The organism is Rhizobium sp. BK538, from assembly GCF_014197575.1.
Lineage (GTDB): Bacteria > Pseudomonadota > Alphaproteobacteria > Rhizobiales > Rhizobiaceae > Rhizobium.
The window spans coordinates 1-11,069 of record NZ_JACIFT010000048.1; the positions used below are offsets into that span (position 1 = coordinate 1).

General features: G+C 59.4%; 9 protein-coding genes and 1 pseudogene. All 10 read right to left on the reverse strand.

All coding sequences use genetic code 11. The annotated features are described in order from the left end of the window. Positions 1 to 143 (reverse strand): annotated as a pseudogene (locus FHX09_RS30225) (nodulation protein NodT); the annotation flags it as partial. A gap of 157 nt (positions 144 to 300) precedes the next feature. Beyond that, positions 301 to 3,405, reverse strand: a complete 3,105-nt coding sequence (locus FHX09_RS29075; protein ID WP_132595263.1) for an efflux RND transporter permease subunit — start codon at positions 3,403 to 3,405, stop codon at positions 301 to 303. A gap of 43 nt (positions 3,406 to 3,448) precedes the next feature. Then, positions 3,449 to 4,666 carry an efflux RND transporter periplasmic adaptor subunit gene (locus FHX09_RS29080; protein ID WP_132595261.1) on the reverse strand — a complete coding sequence of 406 codons (1,218 nt, stop codon included), beginning with the start codon at positions 4,664 to 4,666 and terminating at the stop codon, positions 3,449 to 3,451. 137 nt (positions 4,667 to 4,803) lie between these two features. After that, positions 4,804 to 5,406, reverse strand: coding sequence for a TetR family transcriptional regulator (locus tag FHX09_RS29085; RefSeq protein ID WP_007801257.1), 603 nt, complete (start codon positions 5,404 to 5,406; stop codon positions 4,804 to 4,806). A gap of 103 nt (positions 5,407 to 5,509) precedes the next feature. After that, the gene (locus FHX09_RS29090) at positions 5,510 to 6,454 is read right to left on the reverse strand and encodes a phosphoribosylaminoimidazolesuccinocarboxamide synthase (RefSeq protein ID WP_184451084.1); all 945 of its coding nucleotides are present in this window, start codon (positions 6,452 to 6,454) and stop codon (positions 5,510 to 5,512) included. Positions 6,455 to 6,535: 81 nt separating this feature from the next. After that, the gene (locus FHX09_RS29095) at positions 6,536 to 8,287 is read right to left on the reverse strand and encodes an SLC13 family permease (RefSeq protein WP_183723260.1); all 1,752 of its coding nucleotides are present in this window, start codon (positions 8,285 to 8,287) and stop codon (positions 6,536 to 6,538) included. A gap of 99 nt (positions 8,288 to 8,386) precedes the next feature. Then, positions 8,387 to 9,082, reverse strand: coding sequence for a phosphoribosyltransferase (locus tag FHX09_RS29100; protein ID WP_183723258.1), 696 nt, complete (start codon positions 9,080 to 9,082; stop codon positions 8,387 to 8,389). A gap of 4 nt (positions 9,083 to 9,086) precedes the next feature. Beyond that, positions 9,087 to 9,893, reverse strand: coding sequence for a pseudouridine synthase (locus FHX09_RS29105; protein ID WP_132595253.1), 807 nt, complete (start codon positions 9,891 to 9,893; stop codon positions 9,087 to 9,089). A gap of 185 nt (positions 9,894 to 10,078) precedes the next feature. After that, positions 10,079 to 10,285: a hypothetical protein gene (locus FHX09_RS29110; protein WP_007787687.1), complete on the reverse strand. Its 207-nt coding sequence runs from the start codon at positions 10,283 to 10,285 to the stop codon at positions 10,079 to 10,081. A 137-nt stretch (positions 10,286 to 10,422) separates the two neighbouring features. After that, complete coding sequence (locus FHX09_RS29115; protein ID WP_184451086.1) at positions 10,423 to 10,758, reverse strand: hypothetical protein; 336 nt, start codon at positions 10,756 to 10,758, stop codon at positions 10,423 to 10,425. Positions 10,759 to 11,069: the final 311 nt, after the last annotated feature.

Here is an 11,069-nt window from a genome sequence, read left to right on the forward strand (position 1 = left end):
GTCGACACGTCGCCGATGTCCTTGGCGCCACCCTCGCTGAACTTCGCCGGAAGCGGCATCTCCGGGGGTACATGGTCCGGGCCACTCACACAGCCCGCGAGTAGAAGCAGAAGCGCCGGAGAGGCAAAGCGAAAAGATGCCATTAAAAATCTTCCTGTAACTCGACCAAATCTATTCTTGTCAGAAGCCTTCATGCTTCGCTATCGGCCGCGCTTCGCTCGTACGAGAAACACCATCCCGAAGCAGTTGGCGGCAATGTATCAACGAGTCTCACCTTCTCACAGTGCATTTATATCACACTCACGCTTCATTTTTGCTCGTCCGCGAGAAGATCCGGCGGATAACAACGAAGAACGAGGGCACGAAGAAGATGCCGAGAGCGGTCGCGGCAAGCATACCGCCGAGCACGCCAATACCGATTGCGTTCTGCGCCGCAGAGCCTGCTCCGGTTGCGACTGCCAGCGGCACGACACCTAGAATGAAGGCAAGGGATGTCATGATAATGGGGCGCAGGCGCAAGCGCGCCGCCTCAAGAGTCGCCTCGAGCAGTCCCATTCCTGTTTCCATTCGGTCCTTCGCGAACTCCACGATCAGGATCGCGTTTTTCGCCGCCAGACCTATGGTCGTCAGCAGGCCGACCTTGAAGTAGACGTCGTTCGCCTGACCGAAGAGAGTCGCAGCGGCGAGGGCGCCGAGCACGCCGACCGGCACGGCCATGATGACCGAGAACGGGATCGACCAACTTTCGTAAAGCGCTGCCAGGCAGAGGAAGACGACGAGAACGGAAATCGCATAGAGCATCGGTGCCTGCGAACCGGACAGGCGCTCCTGATAGGAAATGCCCTGCCAGGCCACGGTGTAGCCGCCGCCCAATTGTTCAGTCAGCGCTTCCATTTCGTTCATGGCGTCGCCCGAGCTCACGCCCGGTGCCGACGCGCCCTCGAGCGGGATTGCGCTCACTGCATTGAAGCGTGCGAGTGTCGGGGCGCCCTTGACCCATTCGGTGCGGGTGAAGGCAGAGAAGGGCACCATTTCACCACTTGAGTTGCGGGCATACCAGTGATCGAGATCGTCAGGCTGCATGCGGAACGGTGCGTCACCCTGCACGTAGACCGGCTTGATCTCGCCATTCAAGGTGAAGTCGTTCACGTCGCGACCGGTAAAGATGACCGAGAGCATCGAGTTGACCGCGGTGATATCGACACCCATCGCGCCGATCTTTTCCTGGTCGATGACGATCTTCATCTGCGGCTCGACCTCCTTGTTGTTACTGCGCAGCGCGACGACCTTGCCGCTGGAGTTTGCGGCCTGGATCAAGCGCTTCGAGGCAGCGTCCAGAGCGTCGGTGCCGTGACCGCCGGTATCGACGAGATACATGGAGAAGCCGCTTGAGACGCCGAGACCCTGGATGGCCGGCGGCAGCAGCGCGAAGACCTGCGCTTCGCGGAAGGTGAAGAAGGTCTTCAGCGCCCGCGTCACGACAGCCTGCGCATGCAGGTTCGGATCCGTGCGCTCAGAGAAATCCTTGAGCTTAGTGAAAACGATGGCGCTGTTCTGGCCGGAACCATTGAAACCAAAGCCAAGGGCGCCAAAGACGGACTGCACGGCGTCTTTCTCGTTCTCGCGGTAGTATTTCTCGACCTTTTCGACGACGGCCTGGGTCTGCTGCGTCGTCGAGCCGGGAGGCGTCGTGACGATCGTCAGCAGGACACCCTGGTCTTCCTGTGGAAGGAAGGAGCTTGGCAGACGATTGAACAAGTAGGCGCAGCCAAGACCAATGAGGAGGAAGACCAGCATGACGCGGATCGGCCGTTTCAGCAGGTAGCCGATGCTCCGGACATAGCCGTTGGTAGAACGCGTGAAGTTGCGGTTGAACCAGTCACCGATCCGGTGCTTCTTGTGTTCGGTCACCGGCTTTAGCATGGTCGCGCAAAGCGCCGGCGTCAGGACGATCGCGACGAGTGCCGAAAGCAGCATCGCAGAGACGATCGTCACGGAGAACTGGCGGTAGATGATGCCGGTCGAGCCGCCGAAGAAAGCCATCGGGATAAAGACGGCTGTCAGGACGAGCGCGATACCAACGATGGCGCCGGTGATTTCGCCCATCGACTTCTCTGTGGCTTCGAGCGGCGACAGCTTCTCTTCCGTCATGATGCGTTCGACGTTTTCGACGACCACGATGGCGTCGTCGACGAGAAGGCCGATCGCCAAGACCATGGCAAACATCGTCAGCGTATTGATCGAATATCCCGCCATGGCGAGGATGCCGAAGGTCCCAAGCAAAACCACTGGCACGGCGATCGTCGGAATGAGTGTCGCCCGGAGGTTCTGCAGGAAGACCAAAAGGACGATGAAGACGAGAACGATGGCTTCGATCAGCGTGTGAACCACCTTTTCGATCGACAGTTCGACGAAGGGGGTCGTGTCGTACGGATAGGTGATTTCCACGCCTTCCGGCAGGCCGTGGCTGATGGTGTCGAGGGCAGAGCGAACGCGGTCGGCGGTATCGATGGCGTTGGCGCCGATGGCGAGGTTGACGGCAAAGCCGCTCGACGGCTGGCCGTTGTAGCGGGAGGAGCCGCCGTAGCTTTCCTGGCCGATCTCGATGCGTGCTACATCGCTGAGGCGGACGGTGGAACCGTCCTTTTCAACCTTCAAGATGATGTGCTCGAAGTCGGAAACGGTGGTGAGCTGGCTTTGCGCCGTGATGGTCACGTTGAGCTGCTGGCCGTCGACCGACGGCTGGGCGCCCAGCGATCCGACCGAAACCTGGGTGTTCTGCGCTTCGATCGCGGAGGTAACGTCGCCGGTCGTTAACTGATATTTCAATAGCTTGTACGGATCGAGCCATACGCGCATGGCATAACCCGAACCAAAGATGTTGATGCTGCCGACGCCCTCGATACGCTGGATCTGATCTTCGATGGACGTCGACATGATGTTGCCGAGGTCAACCGAGTTGCGCTTGCCGTCCGTCGAAACCAACGAGCCGACGAGCAGAATGCTCGAGGTCGAGCGGGTGACGCTGATGCCGGCGTCAATGACGTCGCTCGGCAGCTGGGACTGGACCAGCTGGAGCTTGTTTTGGACTTGGACCTGCGCGATGTCGGGGTCGGCGCTGGTGCCAAATGTCAGCGAGATGCTGGCAGACCCGGTCGACGAGGTCGACGTCATATAGGTCAGGTCGTCGAGGCCGGTCATGCCGTCTTCGATGATCGTCGTCACCGATTTCTCGACGGTTTCGGCGCTCGCGCCGCGATAGGTCGCATTGATGCGTACCGTGGTTGGCGCGATATCAGGATATTGCGAAATCGATAGCGTGAAGATTGCGAGCAGGCCCGCGAGCATGATCGTGATCGCGATGACCCAAGCAAAGATCGGGCGTCGGATGAAAAACTTGGCCATTGGCTTACTGTTCCTGTACGGCTTTGATCACGGTTCGTCGCGATTACTTCGCGGCGGGCTTCTGCGCTTCACCGGATGCGGCCTGATCAGCGGGCACAACGATCCCCTTGTCATTGATTTTCATCGGCATTGGCTTGACGGGCATGCCTGCGGAAATCGACTGCAGGCCGCTGATGATCAACTGATCGCCGTCGTTGATGCCCTCGGTAACGAGCCAGGCGTTGTTGGACGGCGATGCGTTTTCGAAGATACGGGTTTCGACCTTGCCGTCGGCTGAGACGAACTGCGCGGTCAGCTCACCATTCGCATTTCGGCTGGTTGCAAGCTGCGGCAGCGCATAGCCTTGCTCTGCGCCGAGTTCCAGCGTGGCGCGGACATACATGCCGGGCAGGATGATATGATCGGGATTTGGAAAGCGGACGCGGATGATGAACGTGCCGGTCGTCTCGCTGACGACGGACTTCGACATGTCAAGCGTGCCCTTCTGGTCATACTCCTTGCCGTTTTCCAAGATGAGGCGGAAGGCGGCGTTGCCGGCATTGCCCTTGACTTCTCCGCTTCTGATCGCGTCGCGAAGCCGCAGCAGGTTCGTGCTCGATTCCGTCAGGAGGATATAGACGGGATCCAGCTGGCGTACGGTCGTGAGCGCCGTCGTCTGGTTGGCGGCGACGACGTTGCCGACGTTGTATGCCGTCTGGTCGATCACGCCATCGAATGGCGCAATGATCTTCGTGTGGTCGACATCGATTTCGGCGGCGGTTAGGGCTGCCTTTGCGGATTCGACCTCGGCTTGCGCCTGCAGAAGGTTGGTGCGTGCCGTCTCAAGTTCGATTTGCGTCGCGCCCGAACCCACAAGGCGCTGATAGCGATCGAAATTGCTTTGCGCGCTTGGAACGCTTGCTTCTGCCTTGGCAATGGCGGCGCGTGCCTGTGCAGCGGTTGCCAGATAGGGCGCGTCTTCGATCTGGTAGAGAACGTCACCCTTCTTGACTTCGCCACCTTCCTTGAAGGGGATCTTCTCGATGATGCCGCTAACTTGTGGGCGAATGTCGGCAATCTGCGAAGCTTCGGCGCGGCCTGGCAAGATCGTGGTGACAGGGAAGCTGCCCTTCGTCAGGGATATGACACCAACCGGGGCGGCCTGCTGAGCAGCGGCACCCGCGGCGCCGGCTGCGCCCTGCTTGTTACCGCTATCGCTGCATGCGGCGAGTACCCCGCCGAGAGCAAGGGCGGAGGAAACGAGGAAAATGCGCCGTATCATAATGAATTCCTTGTGCGGTGGCGTCCGAACCAATGGCCTTCATCAACAATGAGGGCCGATCATCGATCCAGAATCGAATGCCACTGATCCGAATTTAAGAAAGACTTTACGAAGTGACGTAAGTTATGAATCGTCACTTAGCAAGCGCTATTTTGCAGTGCGGCATCGACGAAAATGACGATCTGCTTTGCGCGGTGGACAAGTGTGTCCTTATCATCACGGGCGATCAGAACTGGGTGCAGGACGCTTGCCAGGACATCGGCAACTGTGCTGGCGGCATCTTGCGGGTTGCTGCAATGGTAGCGTCCCGCGGCGATACCTACCCGTATGATATCGTCCAGCTTTTGAACGATGCGCTCTTTGTATCGATTGCCGGCCTCGAGCTTGGCTTGCACCGTCATCAGGACCATTTCGAAGATATAAGGGTTCTGCTGAATGTCCTGCAGATGGCTGTCGAGCAGGCGCAATACAAAACGCAGCAGCTGCTCGTTGGGCGGCAGTTCATCGTCGAAGGCGGCAAAGCGATCTGCGACCTCGCCGAGGTGGCGTTCCGCAATGGCGTCGACAAGCGCGCTTTTCGAACGGAAATGCTTGAAAACATTGGCCGGCGACATACCGAGCGAGGCGGCAATGTCGGCGATGGAAACGGCGACGAAACCACGTTGGCGGAACAGCAATTCTGCCATGGAGAGAATGTCTTCGCGGGTCTCTTCGGCCTTGCGTCTTGGCCTGCGTGCCATCCATTCCCCCGCCGGCTTGAGGCCGGCACCCCAGTTTTACAGATGCTAGCGCCAACGACGGAAAGCCTGCAAGCCAATGTTGCAGGCTTCCTGCGCGGCGGCCTTACGAGAAGTAGGCCGACAGATTTTTGCGGATGCGCTCGACCGGGGTTGCTCCGCTGTCGTCGGGAACAAAGTGTTGCGCCGTGATGCTTTCGTAGGCCTTGATGTAGACTTCGGAGGTCTGCTGGATCAGTTCGACGGGGATTTCCGGGATCTCATCCTTATAAGGGTCGCAGCGCTCCGCGACCCAGGCGCGCACAAAGTCCTTGTCGAAGCTTGTCGGACGTGTTCCGGCCTCGAAGCTTGCCTGATAGCTGTCGGCCAGCCAGTAGCGGCTGCTGTCCGGTGTATGAATTTCATCCGCGAGAATGATGTTGCCATTCTCGTCGGTGCCGAATTCGTATTTGGTGTCGACGAGGATAAGGCCCCGCTTGGCCGCAAGGTCCTGGCCGCGCGCGAAGAGAGCCAGTGCGTAACGCGATAATGTCTCCCACTGCTCCTTGGTCAAGAGACCGCGCTCGACGATCTCTGCCGGCGTCAGCGGCTCGTCGTGGCCGCCATCGAATTCCTTGCTGGTCGGCGTGATGACCGGCGTCGGAAGCTTCTGGTTGTCGCGCATGCCGTCCGGCAGTCGCATGCCGTACATCTCGCGCTCGCCTTTCTTATAGAGCGTGAGGATCGACGTCCCCGTTGTGCCGGCGAGATAGCCGCGAACGACGACTTCGACCGGCAGGATATCGAGACGCTTGCCGATGACGACGTTCGGATCGGGATAGTCGAGAACGTGATTGGGGCAGATGTCCTTCGTCGCCTCGAACCAGTAGCGAGCCGTCTGCGTCAGCACCTGACCCTTGTAGGGAATGCAGGTAAGAATGCGGTCGAAGGCGCTCAGTCTGTCGGTGCTGATGATGATGCGCTGCCCATCCGGCAGGTCATAGTTCTCGCGAACCTTGCCGCGATAGTAATTGGGGAGCTCTGGGAAATGGGCTTCGGAGAGGATTCGCACGGGCTCGACCATCCTTCTGCGTTGATCGTGAACTTTCCCCTGCTCTAGTTCCATCGCCGGGGATGTCAAGCAAACCCGCTCCTAAAGCCAGAAGAGATAGATGAGAAGTAGCGTAAGACCATAGCTCACCACCGTCAGCAGTGCCCCGGCCTTCAGGAAGTCGCTGAAGCGGTAGCTCCCGATCCCCATGGCCAGCGTATTGTTATGGTGGCCGAACGGCGTCAGAAAATCCAGCGAGGCGCCTGCGGCGACGGCAATCAGATAGGCGGATGGAGACTGATGCCCGGTTGCTGCGAAGGCGACGGCGATGGGGCTCATGACGATCGCGACGGTCGCGTTGTTGACAAAGGGCGTCAGGAGCATTGACAGAAAGAGAACGAGCGCCACCCCCGTGGTCGGTTCGGCCAGCGACACCATGGAACCGAGCGCCGCCGCGATGACTTGGGCGGTGCCCGTTGTAGCGACGGCGGAACCTATCGGGATCATCGCACCGAGCATGATAATGATCGGCCAGTTGAGGTCCGCCATTGCCTGGCGAATGTTCAGGTAGTTGAGAAGCGCCAGGACAAGCACGACGCCCGCAAACGCAATATCAGGTGTGACGAGTTCAAAGGCCGTTGCCGCGACGCCTGCGGCAAAGATGGCAAAGGGCTGCCAGGACGATGCCGACATTCGGAACGGCGGCTGCGACGCCAGCGGAAGACACTCGCACTCCTCGAGCGCTTCGGCGATCGCCTTTTGCTCGCCCTCCAGCACCAGAATGTCGCCAATCGACAGCTGCAGATCGGCAAAGCGCCCCTCGATCCGAGGTGAGCGCATCGAGAGGGCGGAAACCGTGACGTCGCGACTGCTGAACACCTCCAGAGAATGCAGTCGCGAGCCGACCAGAGTGCTCTCCGGCATCACGACCGCCTCGACATAGTCGAGATCGGCAACGGCTGCGCTCCGATGTCGCTGCGGAAGCAGCGTTCCGGACGTTTGAAGCCCATCAAAAACCGTATCGTCCGCTTCGGCCAACAGCAGGTCGCCCGCCTCGACGACCAGTTTATCGGGCGTCCCGAACACGAACTTGTCATTGCGAACGAGGGTATGGGGCTGCAGCGAGAATCGATCGGGGAGATCCGACAGGGGCGCGCCGATCAGCGATGAACCCGCAGGAATACGTCGTTCGGTGATCCTGCGTCTTGCTGGCGAGGCAGTTTCTGCCGAAGCCGTCCCGTCGATTTCCTGCGGAAATAGCCGCGGTGCGAGCCATGCGGTCAGCACGATACCAACTACAGCGACAGGCAGACCGACATAGGCAAAATCGAAGAGTCGGAAGCCGGTGCCGCTCGTCTCCGCCCAAGCATTGCTGACGAGCATGTTCGCGGGCGTACCGATTAGCGATACGATGCCGCCCAGGAGCGCCGCGAAAGAGATAGGCATGATCAACTGCCGTTTGGGTATCTCGAGCGCAGCACTGACGCGCAGCGTTGCCGGCAGGGCGATCGAAAAGGCGCCGATGTTATTCATGAAGATGGAGATGAAGCCGGTCGCTCCGGACAAAGTGGCGATGACCGCAGCGTTGGAAAATCTAGCGTGCACGAAAAAATCCGCGAGCCGATCGAACAATTGCGCCCGTGCCAGCACCTGCACGACGAGCAGGATCTCCACGACCGTCACGACCACGGGGCTCGCGAAGCCGGAGAAGACCTGCTCGGCGGAATAAAGGTGGAGGGCATAACCGGCGAGCAGTCCGGTAATCGCGATCACCTCGATGCGGAAGCGTTCCAGTGAAAACAGGACGAGCATCGCGAGCAGGAGGATCAGCAAGGATGCTTGCTCGAACGTCATGGCTTGTCCCGAACCTCAGTCCACCGGGAGAATGTAGCGGTTCGGGCCGCGCTGTATAGAGCGAAATCTCCCATTCCATGCTCCACACCGACAATGCGCTCAGTCAGCGGGCCGGCGCCAGGTGCCGGTCTCGGTCATCTCCAGCATCGGGGTGGAAAACACGCCCACTATTCTTTCCCGCCATTGTGATCCGGCTGCATCGAGCGCTCCGCACCAACGGCGCGACTGCAGCATCGCAGCACCGATCGCAACAGGCTCGATGCCGCAACCGGCGAAAAGCTGCAGCCCGGAAATGATCGAGGTGCCGCTGGAAATGACGTCGTCGATCAGCGCCACGCGGTGGCCCTCCAGCAACGGCAGCATGCGGGGATCTATATAGAGACGTTTCTGTTGACTTGGGGTGGTAATCGATGAGAGCGCCACGGACAGGTCGTCGCGGTACCAGAATTTTCGGGACGTTCCGAGCGGCACATATCGCGAGTGCCCCAGCTTTTGCGCCACGGCAGCTGCGAGCGTCAGCCCAAGTGTCGGCAGGCCCGCAACGACCTCGACCTCGAAAGACTTCAGCTTCTCGGCAAGCGACTGAGCCAGCAAATCGAGAACCTCGAAACTCGCCTGATTGATGATCAGCGAGGCCAATGCATGCTGCCCGTCTGCCAGCACGCGTACCGGCAGGCGAAGCTGGCGCCCATCGTCCAACTCGGCGACATAGGAAGATGAGAAGTCTCCGTCGCTCCTGAAAGTGCCCGGGTTGTGAACTTCCTGCCAAAACTCGTGCGCCGCCAATTCCGTCATGCACTCAATTCCGTCTTGCCGGTTCCATGCCTGCGCTCCGGCGCAGTTCCTTCAATTCTGCATCCGTCAAGGCGCGCACTGCTCCCTTCGGCAATTCGCCGAGCGCCAAGCCCCCGATCGCAACCCGCACGAGGCGGAGGCATTCGATATCCAGGGCTTCCAGCATGCGACGGATCTGGCGGTTGCGGCCTTCATCGAGTTCGACCTCGATCCAGGCGTTCTTGTCGCCGCTCCTCAATAGCGCCGCGGACGTTGCCCTCAGAACTTCGCCGTCGTGGTGGACGCCAGAGGTCATCGCAGCCAGCATCTGGGCATCCATGATCCGGTTGACCTGGACATGGTAGGTCTTCGTGACATGGGTGAAGGGGTCGAGCAGCGCCTGGGCGAAGACGGTATCGTTGGTAAAGAGCAGCAAACCTTCGCTTGCCTTGTCCAATCGGCCGACCGGCGAAAGGTGCGGCGCTTCGAAGTCCCTGAGACAGTCGTAAACGGTGGGCCGGCCTTCGGGATCATCGCGCGTCGTTACCAGCCCGCGTGGCTTGTTCAGCATCAGATAGATCTTCGCCTCGGCGGCCACCTCGGTGCCATCGACGCGGATCTTGGCCGATGCCAGGTCCACCCAGGCGGAGATGTCGGTGATTTTGCGACCATCGACTGAGACGCGCCCCTCTAGGATCAGCCGTTCAGCTTGTGTCCGCGAGCAATGGCCGAGCTTTGAAAGCGCACGCGGCAGGGTTACCCGCTTGCCGGGCGCTTCGCCGTTCGGTCTTGCGCGCTCGCGCGATTTCTGAGGTGAGCGCCGTTGCCTCACTCTGTACCATCCTGTCAATTCCGTTGATCAGGTTCTGACACGAACACTTTCATGATGCCAGCAAGACGCCGACAAAACGCGGGGAAAAATTAGACGCTCAAGGGTTGGTGGGTGGGGAAGGTCAAAAAGCCGGACGGCGCTTTACGCGCCATCCAATTCGTCTTCGGGGGAGAGATCGGCAAGCCTTAGTGGCAAGCCATGAAACCGGCGAGTTCCTGGCGGCTGATAACGACACCCGCGGCCGCTTTGGCGGGGTCCGGATGAGTATAGGCTAGGCAAGGCAATTCAGGTAATTCAAGGGCTTGGCGCATGTTCATGATGCCGACCGCCTTGCGGCCGTTGACACCGTCAACACTGACTTCGACTATAAAGTGCGCTTTCTGGTTCTCCATGAGTAATCCTCCCGCCCATTTTAGCCGCAGCAATAACGACTAAACTTGGTTTTTCTAAGACCAAAGTATTACGAGCCGCATTGACCTCCAGATCATGCGGCTCGCGATAAAAGCGGAGCGTTTCCGCTGGCGCTATATCAGCGCCACCAATGGTGTGGCGGCTGTTGGCTGCCGCTCAAGAGATAGCCAGCTAGAAAACCGATCGCGCCGGCAAGTGCCAGCGCGGTCGTCGTCGCCGCTGCATGCTCGCGGGCAGCGCCTGCGGCAGCCACACCTTCGGCCCGAATCTGGGCAACGGCGCCCTTTGCGCGGGGGAGGGCATCTTCATAAGCCTTGCCGGCACGGTCGCGCACTTCGTAGTAGGCTTCGGCACCCTGCGCCGAGATCATTTTCTGCAGGCGGGATACTTCCTGCTGGAGCGCGGCGATATCCTTGCTGACGGACGCTCTGATGTCGTCGGTGGTGGCAGCCATGTCTTTCTCCTTTCCTCTGCACGAACGAGAACACGAAAGAGCTGCTTTAGGTTCTGCGCGATTTGATCCGTGTAAGGGGCAAATGATCCTCATCTGCTGACTTTCAACCCTCAAACGCCGCTTTTGCGCTGTTCGGATAGGACAGAAAACGGCTGAAGCCACGATTTTTGACCATTTGATAAAGGAATTTCGAAGTCGGCTGGAGCGCCGTTCGGCACCAAAAACACTCTTTCAGAAAATCCGTCAATCGAATCAATCTGTTACAAAAATGTCAAAAAACTTTGTTGGGTGGTGTTGACTTAGAAAAGGGG

What these genes read in the sequence shown, in the direction of transcription:
- FHX09_RS29075 (WP_132595263.1), bottom strand. Translation starts at nt 3,405, where the DNA reads ATGGCCAAGTTTTTCATCCGACGCCCGATCTTTGCTTGGGTCATCGCG.
- FHX09_RS29080 (WP_132595261.1), bottom strand. Translation starts at nt 4,666, where the DNA reads ATGATACGGCGCATTTTCCTCGTTTCCTCCGCCCTTGCTCTCGGCGGG.
- FHX09_RS29085 (WP_007801257.1), bottom strand. Translation starts at nt 5,406, where the DNA reads ATGGCACGCAGGCCAAGACGCAAGGCCGAAGAGACCCGCGAAGACATT.
- FHX09_RS29095 (WP_183723260.1), bottom strand. Translation starts at nt 8,287, where the DNA reads ATGACGTTCGAGCAAGCATCCTTGCTGATCCTCCTGCTCGCGATGCTC.
- FHX09_RS29100 (WP_183723258.1), bottom strand. Translation starts at nt 9,082, where the DNA reads ATGACGGAATTGGCGGCGCACGAGTTTTGGCAGGAAGTTCACAACCCG.
- FHX09_RS29110 (WP_007787687.1), bottom strand. Translation starts at nt 10,285, where the DNA reads ATGGAGAACCAGAAAGCGCACTTTATAGTCGAAGTCAGTGTTGACGGT.
- FHX09_RS29115 (WP_184451086.1), bottom strand. Translation starts at nt 10,758, where the DNA reads ATGGCTGCCACCACCGACGACATCAGAGCGTCCGTCAGCAAGGATATC.